The 16,320-nt window shown below is 58.5% G+C and carries 19 protein-coding genes; 8 read left to right on the top strand and 11 right to left on the bottom strand.

What is annotated here, in order from left to right; translation table 11 throughout:
- Positions 1-43: 43 nt before the first annotated feature.
- Positions 44-577, bottom strand: a complete 534-nt coding sequence (locus AC07N8_RS02765; protein ID WP_493142508.1) for a gluconokinase — start codon at positions 575-577, stop codon at positions 44-46.
- Between AC07N8_RS02765 and AC07N8_RS02760 the strand changes: the two genes are divergently transcribed.
- Together AC07N8_RS02760 and gntR are read left to right on the top strand one after the other, a co-directional pair.
- On the top strand, positions 569-796 hold the full coding sequence (locus AC07N8_RS02760) for a hypothetical protein (RefSeq protein WP_483841739.1): 228 nt from the start codon (positions 569-571) through the stop codon (positions 794-796). The genes AC07N8_RS02765 and AC07N8_RS02760 overlap by 9 nt on opposite strands.
- Positions 793-1,824, top strand: coding sequence for an HTH-type transcriptional regulator GntR (gene gntR, locus AC07N8_RS02755; RefSeq protein ID WP_493142507.1), 1,032 nt, complete (start codon positions 793-795; stop codon positions 1,822-1,824). The genes AC07N8_RS02760 and gntR overlap by 4 nt, the downstream gene beginning before the upstream one ends.
- A gap of 23 nt (positions 1,825-1,847) precedes the next feature.
- Here the strand turns inward: gntR and AC07N8_RS02750 are convergent, their stop codons facing one another.
- Complete coding sequence (locus AC07N8_RS02750) at positions 1,848-2,720, bottom strand: LysR family transcriptional regulator (protein ID WP_493142505.1); 873 nt, start codon at positions 2,718-2,720, stop codon at positions 1,848-1,850.
- Positions 2,721-2,840: 120 nt separating this feature from the next.
- Here AC07N8_RS02750 and AC07N8_RS02745 point away from each other — a divergent pair, with 120 nt between their 5' ends.
- The 4 genes from AC07N8_RS02745 (at position 2,841) to AC07N8_RS02730 (ending at position 5,249) form a co-directional block, all read left to right on the top strand.
- On the top strand, positions 2,841-3,272 hold the full coding sequence (locus tag AC07N8_RS02745) for a PACE efflux transporter (RefSeq protein WP_493142503.1): 432 nt from the start codon (positions 2,841-2,843) through the stop codon (positions 3,270-3,272).
- 15 nt (positions 3,273-3,287) lie between these two features.
- Entirely contained in the window at positions 3,288-3,920 is a 633-nt protein-coding gene (locus AC07N8_RS02740) for a glutathione S-transferase family protein (protein ID WP_493142501.1), read from the top strand.
- Between the two features lie 139 nt (positions 3,921-4,059).
- On the top strand, positions 4,060-4,614 hold the full coding sequence (locus tag AC07N8_RS02735) for a hypothetical protein (RefSeq protein ID WP_483841743.1): 555 nt from the start codon (positions 4,060-4,062) through the stop codon (positions 4,612-4,614).
- Between the two features lie 137 nt (positions 4,615-4,751).
- Positions 4,752-5,249, top strand: coding sequence for a hypothetical protein (locus AC07N8_RS02730; RefSeq protein ID WP_493142499.1), 498 nt, complete (start codon positions 4,752-4,754; stop codon positions 5,247-5,249).
- A 112-nt stretch (positions 5,250-5,361) separates the two neighbouring features.
- Here AC07N8_RS02730 and AC07N8_RS02725 read toward each other — a convergent pair whose 3' ends face one another.
- The 4 genes from AC07N8_RS02725 to AC07N8_RS02710 all read right to left on the bottom strand — a co-directional run bounded on the left by AC07N8_RS02725 (position 5,362) and on the right by AC07N8_RS02710 (position 8,838).
- On the bottom strand, positions 5,362-6,375 hold the full coding sequence (locus AC07N8_RS02725; protein WP_493142497.1) for an ABC transporter substrate-binding protein: 1,014 nt from the start codon (positions 6,373-6,375) through the stop codon (positions 5,362-5,364).
- Positions 6,372-6,905 (bottom strand): sigma-70 family RNA polymerase sigma factor, encoded by a 534-nt coding sequence (locus AC07N8_RS02720; protein ID WP_493142496.1) that lies wholly within the window; start codon positions 6,903-6,905, stop codon positions 6,372-6,374. The genes AC07N8_RS02725 and AC07N8_RS02720 overlap by 4 nt, the downstream gene beginning before the upstream one ends.
- A gap of 117 nt (positions 6,906-7,022) precedes the next feature.
- Complete coding sequence (locus tag AC07N8_RS02715; protein ID WP_493142494.1) at positions 7,023-7,814, bottom strand: phosphate/phosphite/phosphonate ABC transporter substrate-binding protein; 792 nt, start codon at positions 7,812-7,814, stop codon at positions 7,023-7,025.
- Positions 7,815-7,896: 82 nt separating this feature from the next.
- Positions 7,897-8,838 (bottom strand): fatty acid desaturase, encoded by a 942-nt coding sequence (locus AC07N8_RS02710; protein ID WP_493142492.1) that lies wholly within the window; start codon positions 8,836-8,838, stop codon positions 7,897-7,899.
- Between the two features lie 337 nt (positions 8,839-9,175).
- Here AC07N8_RS02710 and AC07N8_RS02705 point away from each other — a divergent pair, with 337 nt between their 5' ends.
- On the top strand, positions 9,176-9,610 hold the full coding sequence (locus tag AC07N8_RS02705; RefSeq protein WP_483841750.1) for a GNAT family N-acetyltransferase: 435 nt from the start codon (positions 9,176-9,178) through the stop codon (positions 9,608-9,610).
- Positions 9,611-9,725: 115 nt separating this feature from the next.
- On the opposite strand, the gene def is transcribed toward AC07N8_RS02705, so the two are convergent.
- The 3 genes from def to AC07N8_RS02690 all read right to left on the bottom strand — a co-directional run bounded on the left by def (position 9,726) and on the right by AC07N8_RS02690 (position 11,586).
- Entirely contained in the window at positions 9,726-10,265 is a 540-nt protein-coding gene (gene def, locus AC07N8_RS02700; RefSeq protein WP_493142491.1) for a peptide deformylase, read from the bottom strand.
- A complete protein-coding gene (locus tag AC07N8_RS02695) occupies positions 10,262-11,221 on the bottom strand; it encodes a YihY/virulence factor BrkB family protein (RefSeq protein ID WP_483841751.1) in 960 nt (319 codons plus the stop codon). The genes def and AC07N8_RS02695 overlap by 4 nt, the downstream gene beginning before the upstream one ends.
- Before the next feature lie 173 nt (positions 11,222-11,394).
- Complete coding sequence (locus tag AC07N8_RS02690) at positions 11,395-11,586, bottom strand: CsbD family protein (protein ID WP_003227408.1); 192 nt, start codon at positions 11,584-11,586, stop codon at positions 11,395-11,397.
- A 200-nt stretch (positions 11,587-11,786) separates the two neighbouring features.
- Between AC07N8_RS02690 and AC07N8_RS02685 the strand changes: the two genes are divergently transcribed.
- Positions 11,787-12,164 (top strand): hypothetical protein, encoded by a 378-nt coding sequence (locus tag AC07N8_RS02685; RefSeq protein WP_027923866.1) that lies wholly within the window; start codon positions 11,787-11,789, stop codon positions 12,162-12,164.
- Positions 12,165-12,350: 186 nt separating this feature from the next.
- Here the strand turns inward: AC07N8_RS02685 and fadD1 are convergent, their stop codons facing one another.
- Both fadD1 and fadD2 read right to left on the bottom strand, forming a co-directional pair.
- Positions 12,351-14,051, bottom strand: a complete 1,701-nt coding sequence (fadD1, locus tag AC07N8_RS02680) for a long-chain-fatty-acid--CoA ligase FadD1 (protein ID WP_483841752.1) — start codon at positions 14,049-14,051, stop codon at positions 12,351-12,353.
- 353 nt (positions 14,052-14,404) lie between these two features.
- Positions 14,405-16,093: a long-chain-fatty-acid--CoA ligase FadD2 gene (fadD2, locus tag AC07N8_RS02675; RefSeq protein WP_483841753.1), complete on the bottom strand. Its 1,689-nt coding sequence runs from the start codon at positions 16,091-16,093 to the stop codon at positions 14,405-14,407.
- Positions 16,094-16,320: the final 227 nt, after the last annotated feature.

Genomic DNA, 16,320 nt, shown 5'->3' with positions numbered 1-16,320 from the left:
AATTCGCAAGCCATCAGGACAGCGCTATCTTTTTTGGCAACGCTCATACGGCCTGTTTCAAGCCGTTTGCCTGCCACCAGACATGCGCCTGCGACGCCAGTTGCTCGACGCTGTGGGTCGATGCGTCCAGCGCCAGGGTCAACGGCTCGCCCACGGGGGATTCGAGGGTGGCGAACTGGCTGTCGATCAGGGTCGAAGGCATGAAGTGCCCCGGCCGATGCGACACACGCTCGGCGGCGACTTCAGGGGTCAATTCAAGGAACACGAAGCCCAGGCCCGGCAAGGCGCTACGCAACACTTCGCGGTAACTGTGTTTGAGGGCCGAGCAGGTCAGCACCGGGCGTTCGCCCTTGGCGTCGACGCGGCGCAGTTCATCGCACAGGCTGTCGAGCCAGCCGGCACGGTCCTGGTCGTTCAGGGGGATACCCGCGCTCATCTTTTCGATATTGGCGGCAGGGTGGAAAGTATCGCCTTCAATGGCAGTGGCGCCGCTCAGTTGGCACAAGGCCTCGCTGACGCATGTCTTGCCGCAACCGGCAACGCCCATGATGACCAGGGCGGTGATGGGATGATTCATGTAACACCTCAGCGCGCAGACAGCGCTACCTTTGCCAGTTATGACACTCGTGCAAAAGCAGAAGTTGCCGACGCCTTCTTGTCATTTTTTATGGGTTGCAGCATTTTCGTCCCAGCGCCAAAAAGCGAGGTTCAGGCAAAACTCGCTTACGCATTTGCAGCTGCTTCGGGACAGCGCTACCTTAGTGCCTTGAATTTTGTTTGGCAAGCCGCCCGATGACCTCCCCTAAAAACGATAAAAATACCCGCACCACTGGCCGCCCTACCCTCAATGAAGTGGCCCGACTGGCCGGCGTCAGTCCGATTACCGCCTCCCGTGCGTTGCGTGGCGTCAGCACCGTGGCCACCGAACTGGTGGAAAAAGTCCAGAAAGCCGCGCTTGAACTCAACTACGTGGTCAACCCCGCCGCCCGCGCCCTGGCTTCGGCGCAGAGCCATTCGGTGGTGGTGTTAGTGCCGTCACTGTCCAACCTGTTGTTCATCGACACGCTGGAAGCCATTCATCAAGTGCTTCGCCCCAAGGGCTTTGAAGTGCTGATCGGCAACTTCCATTACTCGCGCGATGAAGAAGAAAACCTGCTGCGCAACTACATGGCCTATCAGCCTCGCGGCTTGCTGCTGACCGGTTTCGACCGCACTGAAAGTTCGCGGCGGATGATTGAAGCCAGCAACATTCCCTGCGTGTACATGATGGAACTGGACAGTGCGGCGGGCGTGAATTGCGTGGGCTTCTCGCAATTGGCCGCCGGTGAAACAGCGGCTGAACATTTGCTGTCCCGTGGTCGCAAGCGTCTGGCCTACATCGGCGCGCAGCTGGACCAGCGCACCTTGCTGCGCGGTGAAGGGTTCCGCAAAGCCCTGCAAAAGGCCGGTTTGTATGACCCTGACCTGGAAGTGCTGACCCCGCGTGCCTCCTCCGTTGGATTGGGCGGCGAGTTGTTTCTGCAACTGCTGGCCAGTCATCCCGATATCGATGCGATCTTTTTTGGCAACGACGACCTGGCCCAGGGCGCACTGCTCGAAGCGATGCGCCACGGCATCAAGATCCCGGAACAAATCGCCATCCTCGGCTTCAACGACCTGCCCGCCTCGGCGCACATGGTGCCGCGCCTGAGCAGCATCAACACACCGCGAGAGGCCATTGGCCGGCGTTCGGCGGAGTTGATGTTGACGTTGCTGGCGGGGAATTCGGTGGCCAAACCGGTGCAGGATATGGGGTTTGAACTGAAAATCCGCGAAAGCACATAACCCCCCCTGTGGGATCATCGCTGTCAGTGGCCCATCAGTTCGACAAACGCCAACGCGCCCTTCTGCAACGGTTGGCTCTTGAGCCACACGGCATGCACCGGCAACTCCAGACCATTCTCGATGTTGCGAAAATTCAGGCGTTTGAGCCTTCCGGCATCGAGCAGCGGCTGGACCACAGACACCGGAAAGTTGCCCCAACCCAAGCCCGCTTCGACCATCTCCAGCGCCATCGCCAAGGTGTCGGTGCGCCAGTAAGACTCGCCGACCAAGGGCCGGGTTTCACTGATCGGCAAGTCGCGGCTGGCGACGATGATTTGCCGGACGTTTACCAGATCCTCGAGAAACAAATCCTGCCCCTGAAGCATCGGATTGTCCGCCGCGAGCGTGGCGATCATCCGCTCAGTGCCGACAAACTGAAACCGCTCCAGCACATTCATGCTGAGCCCGGCGAAGGCCAGGCACACGCTGACCCGGCCGCTGTGCAGCATGGCCAACACATCATCCTGCGGCGCACTGAGCACTTCGATTTCCAGCAGAGGATGACGCTCGGCAATCACCTTGATCGCCGCCATCAAGCGCCCCTTGTCGATGTCCGCCACGACGCCTATCGACAACTTGCTCTCCAGTCCCAGCGATAACTCGATGGCATGCACGTGCAGTTGTTTGAGCTGCTCGGCGATCAGTCGAGCGTGCGGCACCAGCGCACTGGCCATGGCGGTTGGCACCGGTTCGCGGTGGCTGCGATCAAACAGCGGATAACCCAGTTCAGCCTCCAGGTTGGCGATGCTCATGCTCACGGCCGACGGGACTTTGCCCAGCGCCCGGGCAGCCGCTGAAAACGAGCCGCGTTCGATCACCGCGAGAAACAACTCGATGCTGTCACTGTTGAAATTCATTCACCGTCCTATCACTAAAACTGAAAGCTTCTGACTTTTTCTGTCACTCCTATTGAAGCTATCTTTCGCCGCCTTCGCCAGTGCGCTGGTTTCAAGTTCGCAAAAAAGAGGCAAATCCCCATGCAAGGCGTTAAACGCAAACTGGTCTACGTGTCGTTGTATGAAGTCATCGGCATGACGTTTTCGGCACTCGGCCTGGCGCTGTTGTCCGGCACTTCCCCTGGCAGTACCGGCCCCTTGGCGGTGATCATCACCACCATCGCCGTGACCTGGAATTTCATCTACACCTCGCTGTTCGAGCGCTGGGAAAGTCGCCAGTTATCACGCACCCGCACCGTCAAACGGCGCATCGCCCATGCCGTGGGTTTTCAACTAACCTTGATAGTGTTTCTCATCCCGTTGATTGCCTGGTGGATGAACATCAGTCTGGTGCAAGCGTTCCTGCTGGACTTGGCGCTGATCATCTTCATCCCGTGCTACACCTTCGCGTTCAACTGGCTGTTTGATCGCACGTTTGGTTTGCCAACGCCGGCGCTGCCGGATCCGGTTTGAAAACGGAGTAGCTCAATGGAACATGCACTGAAGATTCTCGGCAAGGCGTCGTCCATCAATGTCAGAAAAGTCCTGTGGACCTGTGAGGAACTAGGCCTTGCCTACGAGCGTGAGGACTGGGGCAGCGGTTATGCGTCGACCCACACGCCGGAGTTTCTGCGCCTGAACCCCAACGCACAGGTGCCGGTGATCATCGACGAGGCCGGCGTGTTGTGGGAGTCGAACACCATCTGCCGCTACCTGGCCGGCAAACACCAAAACACTGATTTGCTGCCGCATGACCCGGCGGCGCGGGCGCGGGTGGAACAGTGGATGGATTGGCAAGCCACCGAGCTTAACCCTTCCTGGAGCTACGCGTTTACCGCTTTGGTGCGTAAGGACCCGGAGTTTCAGGACCCGCACCGGATTGCTGTCGGCGTGCGCGGTTGGAACCAGAAAATGGCGATCCTCGAACATCAGCTCTCGGTCACCAAAGCCTATGTCGCCGGGCCTCGTTTTACCCTGGCCGACATTGTCGTCGGGCTGTCGGTCAACCGCTGGCTGATGACCCCGATGGAACGGCCGGACTTCCCCGCCGTCGACGAGTACTTCCAGCGCCTGGCACAACGTCAGGGCTTCCTGAAACACGGCTGTAACGGCTTGCCGTGACGGCGCGGTCGAACTCTGCCGCCTGACGGCAACTGCTGACCGCTATTCACCCATCGAGCCCCGTAAACAGGGGCCTCAAGCGACGGCACGCTAATTGCTCCTGCCCTCCGGTCAGCAATTACCTACAGGGCTATTCATCATGTTGGTCAGTGCAAAACAAACACAAATGATCCCTCTGCCCAAGCGTCCCGGCGAAGACCCGAGCGCTGAAGCCGCCGCCGGGCTGCAAAGCGGCATGCAGGGCGCGATGCTGCAAGCGCTGCAAACCAATGTTCAGGCGCAGGTCCAGGCGTCCGCGACCCAACAAACCACGCAGCAAGTGAACGAAGCGAGCAAGATCAGCGACAACATCGATGAAGCCTTCGCCAAAACCCGCGTGGCGCTGCAGGCAGCCGATCCGTCGAAAGTACCGGCCGATGTGCAAGACAAGTTCAGTGACAGCGCGGCGATGACCGACTTCAAGGACTACATGAGCAAAACGCCGGAACAGCGGCTGCGCGACAGTATTCTGAAAGACATGGGCATTACCGAAGAAGACTTGAAAGCCATGCCGCCGGAGAAACAACAGGCCGTCGCACAAGAAATTGCCGATCGCCTGCAGGACAAGATGAAACTGGCGCAGGCCGAGAAAGAAAGCAGCAGTAGCGAAAAGAGTGGCACTCAAGTGGTCGACAAGTTTCTGGCTTCACTTTGATGTTGATTACGTTCACAAAAAGAGCCCCGACAGGGGTTCTTTTGCTGACAACCCTCCTACCGCTTGTCTGTTACTTAAGTTAAAAATCCAATACCTGTAACTTCTGACAGTAGACGTACACCCTTGTTTGGAAAATCATGAGCCAGCTGCGTTTACAGGATATACGGGACTCTATTGATAACCAGCAAGGAAGAAAAAACATGAATACCGAAAAAAAAGCTATCGGGCTGTTCAGCGTAAATGTCAGGGAAAAGGGTGGAGAAGAGGTTTCTATTCCAACTAACCACCTCGAGCTGGTGGTGAAACAAGATCAGCTACTGGTTGTCGGAGTCAACCTTGACTTCCCTCCCGCTACATGGGGAGTTCAATTGAATATCGACGACAAAATAGAACCTGGTACTTATCCATTCATAAACCGAGATCCCGAAGAAGGGGGCCCTAGCGTTACTGGCATTTACAACTCCAAAGAGCACGGAAGTTCCTGGATTGGGCAAGTGCAAGGAGGTGTCATCACGTTGCTTGAAGTAGACCTGGATAAAAAATTTGCACGAGGCACCTTCGAGTTCATCGCAGTCGATGAAGATAACCCTAATAGTCCCGCAAAGGTCGGAGGTAGTTTTTCACTGACAGAATAGATCTGGCCCAACGAAATACCCTAACTTAAAGTCTTGCCCCTCAACGTTAGAGGGGCAGGAATTTAATCTGGGAGCGAGCTTGCACGATGGCTTTTAACCAGGCACTACACCATTACAAACTTGCACTCACTTTCGTAGCCACCTCCCCCGGCACCCAAGCCTTCCACACCTGCGGCTGCTCGCGTAAAAACGCCTGGGCCACCTCACGCGGTTGCAGGCGTTTTTCGCTCATCTGCCCCAGCGTCTGGTTCAGCAGATCGATCGGCAAATCGACCTTTTCAAAGAACGACACAAGGTCCGGGTACTGCGCCTTGAACGGTGCCGACACGCCAATGGCCAGGCTGGCCGGCATCGAGCGCGTGCCCTTGGGGTTGGGGTTGCTGGAATCGGCCAGGGTTTTCCAGGCTTCTGCGTCGAACGGCGGCTCGTCGAGTTTCACCAGTTTGAAACGCCCCAGCAGCGGCGTCGGCGACCAGTAATAGAACAGCACCGGTTTGCCACGGCGGATCGATGAAGCGACTTCGGCATCCAGCGCCGCGCCGGAGCCGGTGCGGAAGTTGACGTAGCTGGCGGTCAGGTCATACGCCTTGAGTTTCTGACTGTTGACGATCTCTGAGGTCCAGCCGGTAGGGCTGTTGAGGAAGCGGCCACGGCTGGGGTCTTCCGGGTCGCGGAACACGTCCTTGTATTTAGCCAGGTCGGCAACGGATTTCAATTCCGGCGCCAGTGGCTTGATGCCACGTTCCGGGTCGCCCTTGATCACGTATTCCGGCACCCACCAGCCTTCGGTGGCGCCTTTGACCGTGTCGCCCAAACCGAACACCTTGCCCTCGGCAGACGCCTTGACCCACGCCGGACTGCGCCCAGCCCACTCTTCGCCGATCACTTGAATGTCGTTTTTGGCCAGCGCCGCTTCAAGGCTGACGGTGCTGCCCGGCAAGGTGTCGGTCGGGTAGCCGTAACCTTTTTCGACGATCAATCGCAGGATTTCAGTGATCAGGCTGCCGCTCTCCCAAGTGATGTCGCCGAAGTGGATGGGCGCAGCTTTTTCCGCTGCCGGAACCTGGCTGGCCACCAGGCTCAGCGCCAGTAGCGAACTGCCGAGCAGGGTTTTGATCGATCTCATGCGGACCTCCGGGTCAAGGGTTGGTTGGCGCTGTGCTGGGCGCACAGTGCCCGGGAGCGGGTCATGTAAATGCTGACCGAACGCTGGGAAATGCCCAGTTCGGCAGCGATTTGTGGATAAGTGAGGCCGTCGACGTGCGACAGCAGGAAGGTTGCCCGGACCTTGCCCGGCAGTCGCTCGAGGGTGCGGTCGAGGCTGTTCAGGGTTTGCGATAACTGAAGCAAATCTTCAGGCGATGGCCCGCGAGCCAGGTCGGCCTGCGGTAGCTGTTCGAGGTGCTGACGCTCCAGATCGCGGCGACGCCAGAGCTCATAAACCCGTCGGCGGGCGATAGTCGTGAGCAACGCGCGCGGCTCACGAATAGGCGTCAGGCTGGGGGATTCGAGCAATTGCATGAAGGTGTCGGCGGCAATGTCTTCGACACTCGCGCCGGTTCCCAGATACTGGCGCAAGCGTGCGCACAGCCAGGGGTAATGAGCGCGGAACAATCCGCCCACGTGGTTACGATGGGAGTCGTCGGTGCCGGACATAGAGGCTCCAAGGGTTAGGGGTCGCTGAATGTCCGGTGATCCGGTGGCGCGATCCTAACAAGGAGCCTTATTCTTTAATAATACTTAAAAAGCATTTTTATATTCGATTTAGAAATTTCAGCGCAAACGGCTATAGCCGAGAATTTCCGCTTCCTGCTGATAGTCGAGGATCACCTGATAGTCGCTTTCGCTGGCAGGCAGCACTTCTTTCAGCCCGAGGATTTCAGCCACGTCGGGCAGTTCGCTCAAGGTCTGATTCATCACTTGCAGCAAGTGCTCAGCCTGTTCATCGCTCGTCCCGGCGGCCGAGATGTAGGGCAAGGTCGGACTGAATGCGCTGCGGGTCACGACGCGCAGGCCGGCGACTTCTTCGCGGGCGTGTTGGGCCAGATAGGCAAAGGTCACGCTGTCGATGGCGGCCAGATCCGCGTGATCTTCACGCAGCCAGCGCAGGCTGTCGCGGTGGCTGCCGCTGATGGCGACACTGGCAAAGAACTGTCCGTCGCGATGCAGCGGCGCCAGTCGATGGCGCAGCAGGTTCATGCCGCTGTTGGAGTCTTCGCCATTGATCACGCCGCGGCTGTCGCGGAAGTCAGCCAAGGTCCGCCGAGGATCACCGGCGCGACTCAGCAGCAGGCTGCAATGGCTGCCAGCGGTGCTGTCCGGCAGCTCATAACGCGGCCGTCCGATCACCCGGACCTGACCGCGCAATGCCGTCATCAGCGGGTAGCCGCAGGTTTGGGTCAGCAGCAAGTGCGGGGAGAGCCAGAGGTCTGTCAATGACAGGTGGCTGGCATCGAGGCGATCGCTGGGAAAGCGTTCGAGAATGCACGTCAGCCAGCGTTCGTTGGCCTGGCGGATGGGCTCGGGGGCGACGTACATCAGGAGTTCGGCAAGGTGGCGTGTCATCGAAATATCCCAAACAACAAATTTCTAATTGTGGGAGCGAGCAGGCTCGCTCCCACAGGGGATTGGGGGGGGATCCAACAAATCAGTGAAACGGATGCTGTGGGCTGTCGATTGCTTTCACGCCATTCTCGCGCCACAACTGGCCATACCCCCGCACCAGAAACCCGCCACTGCGCGCGATCCATTGTTCGCGGCGTGCGTGATAAGCACGCGGCAAGTCGTACCACGCCAACCCCGGCAAGTCGTGATGCACCAGATGAAAATTGAGGTTCAGGAACAGCCAGCGCCAAGGCCACGCAGCTTCATTGAGTACGGTCCGCTGTTCGGAGTGCGCGTGCGGACGATGTTCATAGTAGGAGCGAATCATCGCAATCGACAGCGCCGGCACGCTGATCAGCAGCAGGTAATGCCACACCGGCAACACGCTGTAGCGGGCGATGAATGCGAGCATCAGCAAGGTCAGTACACCGTGGGTCAGCCACATCAGCCAGGCCTGTCGCTCACCGTTGATCAACTGCTGCAGTTGTTCTTTCGCCAGTGCCAGCAAGGCGAGCGGCGCACCGATCATGAAACGCCCGATCACGGTTTTGTTCAGCCAGTGCAGGCCCTGTTCGAACAGTGAACTGCCCTGCCACTGCTCGGCGCTCAGGTAACGGCTTTCCGGATCGCGACCTGGAACGGTCAGGTCTTCGTCGCGGTGATGTAGCAGATGACTGTCGCGGTACAGGGTGTAGGGATACCAGACCGCGAACGGCGCATAGCCGAGGATCTTGTTCAGGGTTGTCCAGCGGGTCGGGTGACCGTGGAGCAATTCGTGTTGCACCGACAACCACAGCACCAGCAATGGAATCAGCAGCGCCGTGCTCCACCACAACCCCAATCGATCACTCGCCAGCACCAGGCTGAACCAGCCGCCGTAAACGCCGATCAACAACAGCCAGGTCGGCCATTCGGTGCGGGCCGTAAAGCGCTGACGCAGGGTGTCGATTTCTTCTCGGTGGGCGTTATCAAAGTAATGAGGCATGGCGTTGCTCAGATCGGGACCAGTCCCCTTCTGTGCATTGGCCTTGGGAAATCTTGCAGATTATTTGGTTATTTCGTTAGACGTGCAGCAGGAGCCCGATGGCCGGGCTCCCTTGTCGCGGGATCAGTGACCGAACACATCCACCTTCTTGGCCTTCTTGTCCGCGCGCTTTTCATCGGCGGTTTTCGCCGGCTTTTTCTTCGCTGCTTTCTTTGAATCCATGCCTTTGGCCATGATACGTACTCCACTCATACGGGATGTGAGATCAGGTATACACCTATCCCTGCGCGCCCGTTCTTTTATAATCGCCCGCTTTGCACACCGACAGTCCAGACCCATGCCCGACACCCAGTACACCCTGCTCGACGAGCCGTTATGGCCACTGATGAACAAATTTTATCGCGCGCACCAATCGCCGATGAAAGCCGTGCGCGACGCTCGGTTATGGGTGGCCAGACGCAATGAAATTGTGGCGGCGCTGTGCTTGCGACCGGTGGCGGGCGGGCATTGGTTGACGGGGTTGTTTGTCGACCCGGGCTGTCGCGAACAGGGGGTTGCAGGTGATTTGATTGCGGCGGCGGTCAAGGACCTCGACCTTCCGGTGTGGCTGTTTTGCCATCCGGACTTGCGGGGCTTTTATGAGCGTCGCGGCTTTGCCTTCGATCCGCAGATGCCGTATGCCATGGTGGAACGGTTGAGCCGTTATGCACGCAGCAAGCCGATGATTGCGATGGGGTTGGAGCCGGGCACTCCGCTTACTCAAGACTTGTGAAAATCCAATGTGGGAGCGGGCTTGCTCGCGAAGGGGGCGCTACATTCACCATCTCCAGTGACTGTTACACCGCCTTCGCGAGCAAGCCCGCTCCCACATTGGTTTTGTGGTGGTCTTAGTCGTCTGCGTTCGGATCAAGGTCCGGGAACATGACTTCGGTAAACCCGAACTTGCTGAAGTCGGTAATGCGCGACGGATACAAACGGCCGATCAGGTGATCGCATTCATGCTGCACCACCCGCGCATGGAAGCCTGAGGCGATGCGTACGATGGGCTGGCCCTTGGGGTCGACACCTTCGTAGCGAATCTGCTGGTAACGGTCCACGGCGCCGCGCAGCCCCGGCACGGACAGGCATCCTTCAAACCCCTCCTCCTGCGTCGGGCTCAACGGTGTGATCAGCGGATTGATCAGGATGGTTTGCGGCACTGCCTCGGCGTCCGGGTAGCGTTCACTGTGCTCGAAACCGAAGATCACCAGTTGCAGGTCGACACCGATCTGCGGCGCAGCCAGGCCAACGCCACCGACGCTTTCCATGGTCTGGAACATGTCGTCGATCAACTGCCACAACTCAGGGCTGTCGAACATCTCGGCCGGTACCGGCGGGGCAACGCGCAGCAGGCGCTCATCGCCCATTTTCAGAATTTCACGGATCATTTGATGACTTCGTCAGTGGTGGAATCGAGCGAGTGATCGCGCCCCAATCCGGAAACATGGTGTTTTTCATAGTCATGGCCGTGTTCGCCAGGGACCTTCTCGCCGGGGTCCTTGCCTTCGTTCGACATGTGCTCGATCACCGCATTCATCTCCGCGCCGAGCAACAGCACCGCGGCGGAAATGTAGAAGTACAGCAACAGCACGATGATCGCGCCGATACTGCCATACATGGCGTTGTAGTTGGCGAACTCCTTGACGTACAGACCGAAGCCCACAGAGGCACAGATCCACACCACCACCGCCAGCACCGACCCCGGCGTGATAAAGCGAAACTCCTGTTTGACGTCGGGCATGACGTAATAAATCAGCGCCACCGCGACCATCAGCAGAATCACCACCACCGGCCAGCGCACGATCGTCCAGAGCGTCACGATGAAGTCTTCGAGACCGACTTGCGCAGCGATCCAGCCCATCAACTGCGGACCGAGCACCATCAGCGCAGCGGCGACCAGCAGCATCCCGGCGATGCCGACGGTGTAGATGATCGACAACGGGAAGCGCTTCCACGCCGGCCGGCCTTCGACCACATCGTAGGCCGCGTTCATCGCGCTCATCATCAGCCGCACGCCGGCAGACGCGGTGTACAGCGCAATCACGATACCCACCGAGAGCAAGCCGCCCTTGGATTGCTGGAGCTGGTCAATCACCGGGTTGACCTGTTCCAGCGCCTGGGGCGGCAAGACGAGTTCAGATTGCAGGCGCAGCCAGGAGAAAAAGTCCGGCAGGTGCAGGAAACCGATCAGGGCAATCAGGAACAGGATGAAGGGAAACAGCGAGAACAACATCTGATAGGCCAGCGCCGAGGCATAAGTCGACATTTCATCGTCGATGAACTCGGTGACCGTGCGCACCATCACTCGGTGCAGGGGCAGGCCTTTCATGTCCGGGAAAATCATTAGCGTCTCCTTTCGCCGCAAGATTGGGGTTGAAGTCGTGGCGACTCAGGGGCCGTTTGCTACATCAAAGTAGCCTACTTGGCGACTTTGAAACAATTTCCGCGCTCAAGTTCAGGCTTAAACAAAAACGGCCATCCGTGGATGGCCGTTCCTGATCGTCCTCAAAGGCCAAATCAAGCCTTGTCGACGCCTTTCTTGATGGCATCTTTGGCTTTGCCCACGGCTTGCTGAGCCTCGCCTTTCTTTTCCTGCACTTTGCCTTCGGCTTGCAGTTTGGTGTTGTCAGTGGCCTTGCCCACGCCTTGCTTGACGTTGCCGACCGCTTCGTTGGCCATGCCTTTTACTTTATCGCCAGTGCTGCTCATGGTGTTTCTCCTGTGAACAAATCAATGAGAAAAGTCGTTACACAAGGATTGACCGGGGGCGTTTGCAGGGAGTTTCATTTATTTTGTACGGCACATTTCGTCGATCTTGGCAGGTTGGGCTTTATGTTTGCCGACCAACCCCCGAGAATGCGCAACGTATTCAGGCCATGGCGCTGAAGATCCAATCCCGTAGGAATGTTATGAAACTCGATAAAAAGCAGGCCATTGCCCGCAGAAACCAGGAACTTGGCGGTGCCGTGCTTGGCGTCAACAACTGCCATTTCACCGAATTGAACCGCAACCGCAACATCTGGTGGTTCGATATCCCGGTCGCGCGCCTGGCCATTGGTCAGTACGAATGGGTTCACTTGCTGATGCACACGCCGGACACCGACGAGCTGCTGCACCTGAAAGTGCCGACCGTGTTCCTGCGCGAGAAGCTGGAAGGCCTGGTGGTGCGCAATGAAGGCAAGCGCAAGGCTGCCTTGAGCCTGGAGCTGAGTGCCGACAAGGATTCGTTCCTGCAGGACATGCGCCCGGCGGGTACCAACGTCAATTTCGCGCCGTTCCGCCTGTAAGCAAAAAGCAAAAGCTTCGCGAGCAGGCTCGCTCCCACAGGTGATCGCATTCCTTCTGAGAGAACACGGTCAAAAATGTGGGAGCGAGCCTGTCTCCGGGCGGCGTTCCGACGAAGGCGGTCTGACAGGCAACGAAGACTTGTCAGACGAGCAAAAAAAGCCCCGCATCCGCGGGGCTTTTTGGTGTTACGCGCCGACCTTTTTCGCGGCGATTTTCTTCAGTTCTTCGTCGCGCAACTCGCGGCGCAGAATCTTGCCGACGTTGGTGGTCGGCAGCGCATCACGGAACTCGACGGCACGCGGCACCTTGTAGCCAGTGACGTTCGCACGCATATGCTCCATCACTTGCTCTTTGGTCAGCGTCACGCCCGGCTTGGCGACGATGAAGATCTTGATCGCCTCGCCCGACTTCTCGTCCGGCACGCCAATGGCCGCACATTGCAGCACGCCCGGCAGGGTCGCGAGCACGTCTTCCAGTTCGTTCGGGTACACGTTGAAACCGGAGACCAGGATCATGTCTTTCTTGCGATCGACAATGCGCATGTAGCCGTCCGGCTGGATCAACGCGATGTCACCGGTCTTCAACCAGCCTTCGCTGTCGAGGATTTCATCGGTGGCTTCCTGGCGCTGCCAGTAACCCTTCATCACCTGCGGACCTTTCACGCACAGTTCGCCGATTTCGCCCAGCGGTTGCTCCACGCCAGCATCGTCGATGACTTTGCAGCGGGTCGACGGGACCGGGATGCCGATGGTGCCGATCTGGATATGCTGGATCGGGTTGACGGTGGCCACCGGGCTGGTTTCGGTCATGCCGTAACCTTCGCAGATGGCGCAACCAGTGACCGCTTTCCAGCGTTCGGCGGCAGCCAGTTGCAGGGCCATGCCACCGGACAGGGTGACTTTCAACGCCGAGAAGTCCAGCTTGCGGAAACCTTCGTTATTGCACAGCGCCACGAACAAGGTGTTGAGGCCGACGAAACCGCTGAACTTCCACTTCGACAGTTCCTTGACCATCGCCGGCAGGTCGCGCGGGTTGCTGATCAGGATGTTGTGGTTGCCGATCAGCATCATCGCCATGCAATGAAAGGTGAACGCATAGATGTGGTACAGAGGCAGCGGCGTGATCAGGATCTCGCAACCTTCATTAAGGTTGGAACCCATCAGCGCCTTGCATTGCAGCATGTTCGCCACGAGGTTGCGGTGGGTCAGCATCGCCCCTTTCGCCACGCCGGTGGTGCCGCCGGTGTATTGCAGCACCGCGACATCGCTGCTGGCCGGGTTGGCTTCAGCCACTGGCTGGCCATGCCCCTTGCTCAGCACGTCGTTGAACTTGACGGCCTTGGGCAGGTGATACGCCGGGACCATCTTCTTCACGTATTTGATGACGCTGTTGATCAACAGGCGCTTGAGCGGCGGCAGCAGGTCGGCCACTTCCGTGACGATCACGTGCTTGACGCCGGTTTTCGGCACGACGGTTTGCGCCAGATGCGCCATGTTGGCCAGGCAGACCAACGCTTTGGCACCGGAGTCGTTGAACTGGTGTTCCATTTCCCGCGCGGTGTACAGCGGGTTGGTGTTGACCACGATCAGCCCGGCGCGAATGGCACCGAAGACGGCGACCGGGTACTGCAACACGTTAGGCAACTGCACGGCGATTCGATCGCCTGGCTGCAAGTCGGTATGCTGTTGCAGATAAGCGGCAAACGCACCGGACAATTCGTACAGTTCACCGTAGGTGAGTGTCTTGCCCAGGTTGCTGAATGCCGGCTTGTTGGCGAAGCGTTGGCAGGATTGCTTCAACACTGCCTGAATATTCGGGTACTCGTCTGGATTGATCTCGGCAGCGATCCCAGCTGGGTACTTATCCTTCCAAAAGTCTTCGATCATGGAAGCCCACTCCTCAGCAACGCGAATTCAGCACCGCATTTGATGCGATTATTATTGGTGTGTGTTTTATCGGTGAGTCTGGCTTTTTACTAGGCCGAGAAGTCACAAAGCGCGCCGAGAGTAGCAGCTTTGCCAAGGGTCGACCAGAGCCAAAAGCGGCCTCTACGGTCACAAATGTGACTCAAGAACTTCTAGCGGTCATTTTAGAGCAAAAATCCTATAAAGCCTTGGAAGCCCCGAAATACGGGGGCTTATCCAAAAAAAATCGCGAGCAAGCTCGCTCCCACAAGATCACCGAGAACCTTGTGGGAGCGAGCTTGCTCGCGATCGAGCGACGCGCGGCCATTCAACGATCAGGCGATATCGCGCAACTCCCGCCGCAGAATCTTCCCGACCGGTGTCATGGGCAACGACTCACGCAACACAATGTGCTTGGGCACTTTGTACGCCGTGAAGTTTTCCTTGCAGTACGCCTTCAGCTCTTCAAGGCTGACCCCGGCTTCACGGGCCACCACAAACAACTTCACCGCCTCCCCCGAACGCTCGTCCGGCACACCAATGACCGCGCAGTTGGCGACTCTCGGGTGAGCCATCACCACGTCTTCGATCTCGTTCGGGTACACGTTGAAGCCCGAGACGATGATCATGTCTTTCTTGCGATCGACGATGCGCACAAAACCGTCCGGGTCGATCACCGCGATGTCGCCGGACTTGAACCAGCCCTCGGCATCCAGCACTTCGGCGGTGGCTTCCGGTTTCTGCCAGTAGCCCTTCATGATCTGCGGGCCCTTGATGCACAGCTCGCCGCGCTCGCCCAACGGCTGCTCGACGCCATCATCGTTGATCACTTTGAGCGTGGTGCCCGGCACCGGCAGGCCGACCGTGCCGATTCGCGATTGGTCGCCATACGGGTTGGTGCAGGCCACCGGCGACGTTTCGGTCAAGCCGTAACCTTCGGTGATGCGGCAACCGGTCATCTGCTCCCAGCGCTCGGCGGTGGCCTTGACCAGTGCCGTGCCGCCGGAGTTGGTCAGCTTGAGGCTGGAGAAATCCAGGGTCTTGAAATCCGGGTGATCCATCAAGGCGACGAACAGCGTGTTGAGCCCCAGCAACGCCGAGAACCGCCAGTTCTTCAGCTCCTTGATGAAGCCGCCAATGTCACGCGGATTGGTGATCAGCACGTTGTGGTTGCCGGTCACCATCATGCACATGCAGTTCGCCGTGAACGCATAGATGTGGTACAGCGGCAGCGGCGCGATCATCACCTCCTGCCCTTCGCGCAGCAGCGGCTGACCGTCAGGGCCGAACTGCCCCAGGCACGCCCGCGCCTGTTGCATGTTCGCCACCAGGTTGCCGTGGGTGAGCATCGCGCCCTTGGCCAGACCGGTGGTGCCGCCGGTGTATTGCAGCACGGCGATGTCGTCGAGGCTGACTTTCAGCGGTTTGATCCCCAGGCCACGTCCCATGTGCAGCGCGGTTTTAAAGGAAATGGCCTGCGGCAACGAATACGCCGGGACCATTTTCTTGACCTTGCTGACCATGGTATTAACCAGCCAGCCCTTGGCGGCCGGCATCAGGTCGCCCATTCGCGCTTCGATCAGGTACTGGATGTCGGTGTCAGGCAGCACTTCCTGGACCTTCTGCCCGAACATGTTCAGGTACACCAACGCCCGGGCGCCGGAGTCCTTGAACTGATGACGCATCTCCCGCGCGGTGTACAGCGGGTTGGTATTGACCACGATCAGCCCGGCGCGCAAGGCACCGAACACGGCAATCGGGTAATGCAGGACGTTGGGCATCTGCACCGCGATGCGATCCCCCGGCACCAGGTCAGTGTGGGCTTGCAGGTACGCGGCGAAGGCCAGGCTCTGGCGTTCCAGTTCGGCGTAGGTCAGGGTCACGCCCATGTTGCTGAAGGCCGGGCGGTCAGCAAATTTCTTGCAGGAACGCTCGAACACCTCAATCACCGACTTATAGGCCCCAAGATCGATGTCCAGGGGCACGCCGGCCGGGCGTTTGTCATTCCAGAAATCAGGTTGCATTGTTCTTGTCCTCTTTACCTGAGCCTATCCGGGCCGCTTTTCTGTCACTTCTAAAAAACATGAAGCGAAAGGCGGGGCTTCACGGACACTAGCAGTTATGGCGATTCAGGCAAATACAGCCGACGCCGTCATTGACCGCGTGAATCTTCCTGCCGTGGCGTGGCCTGATCAGACGGCAAGCGCGGGATGCGCTATACAATGCAACCACGCCCATGCCACATGCAGCC

Source organism: Pseudomonas sp. GW821-FHT10C09 (assembly GCF_059415465.1).
The sequence above is the reverse complement of the archived record's forward strand: the minus strand, read 5'-3'. Positions and strand labels throughout refer to the sequence as shown.

Excerpts from the sequence above, each read along its gene's own strand:
- AC07N8_RS02695 (WP_483841751.1), bottom strand. The coding sequence starts at position 11,221 with ATGATTTTCCCGGACATGAAAGGCCTGCCCCTGCACCGAGTGATGGTG.
- AC07N8_RS02720 (WP_493142496.1), bottom strand. The coding sequence starts at position 6,905 with ATGTCCGGCACCGACGACTCCCATCGTAACCACGTGGGCGGATTGTTC.
- AC07N8_RS02705 (WP_483841750.1), top strand. The coding sequence starts at position 9,176 with ATGCCCGACACCCAGTACACCCTGCTCGACGAGCCGTTATGGCCACTG.
- AC07N8_RS02715 (WP_493142494.1), bottom strand. The coding sequence starts at position 7,814 with ATGACACGCCACCTTGCCGAACTCCTGATGTACGTCGCCCCCGAGCCC.
- AC07N8_RS02690 (WP_003227408.1), bottom strand. The coding sequence starts at position 11,586 with ATGAGCAGCACTGGCGATAAAGTAAAAGGCATGGCCAACGAAGCGGTC.
- AC07N8_RS02735 (WP_483841743.1), top strand. The coding sequence starts at position 4,060 with ATGTTGGTCAGTGCAAAACAAACACAAATGATCCCTCTGCCCAAGCGT.
- AC07N8_RS02745 (WP_493142503.1), top strand. The coding sequence starts at position 2,841 with ATGCAAGGCGTTAAACGCAAACTGGTCTACGTGTCGTTGTATGAAGTC.
- fadD1 (WP_483841752.1), bottom strand. The coding sequence starts at position 14,051 with ATGATCGAAGACTTTTGGAAGGATAAGTACCCAGCTGGGATCGCTGCC.
- AC07N8_RS02740 (WP_493142501.1), top strand. The coding sequence starts at position 3,288 with ATGGAACATGCACTGAAGATTCTCGGCAAGGCGTCGTCCATCAATGTC.
- AC07N8_RS02685 (WP_027923866.1), top strand. The coding sequence starts at position 11,787 with ATGAAACTCGATAAAAAGCAGGCCATTGCCCGCAGAAACCAGGAACTT.
- fadD2 (WP_483841753.1), bottom strand. The coding sequence starts at position 16,093 with ATGCAACCTGATTTCTGGAATGACAAACGCCCGGCCGGCGTGCCCCTG.
- AC07N8_RS02765 (WP_493142508.1), bottom strand. The coding sequence starts at position 577 with ATGAATCATCCCATCACCGCCCTGGTCATCATGGGCGTTGCCGGTTGC.
- gntR (WP_493142507.1), top strand. The coding sequence starts at position 793 with ATGACCTCCCCTAAAAACGATAAAAATACCCGCACCACTGGCCGCCCT.
- AC07N8_RS02760 (WP_483841739.1), top strand. The coding sequence starts at position 569 with ATGATTCATGTAACACCTCAGCGCGCAGACAGCGCTACCTTTGCCAGT.
- AC07N8_RS02725 (WP_493142497.1), bottom strand. The coding sequence starts at position 6,375 with ATGAGATCGATCAAAACCCTGCTCGGCAGTTCGCTACTGGCGCTGAGC.
- AC07N8_RS02730 (WP_493142499.1), top strand. The coding sequence starts at position 4,752 with ATGAGCCAGCTGCGTTTACAGGATATACGGGACTCTATTGATAACCAG.
- AC07N8_RS02750 (WP_493142505.1), bottom strand. The coding sequence starts at position 2,720 with ATGAATTTCAACAGTGACAGCATCGAGTTGTTTCTCGCGGTGATCGAA.
- def (WP_493142491.1), bottom strand. The coding sequence starts at position 10,265 with ATGATCCGTGAAATTCTGAAAATGGGCGATGAGCGCCTGCTGCGCGTT.
- AC07N8_RS02710 (WP_493142492.1), bottom strand. The coding sequence starts at position 8,838 with ATGCCTCATTACTTTGATAACGCCCACCGAGAAGAAATCGACACCCTG.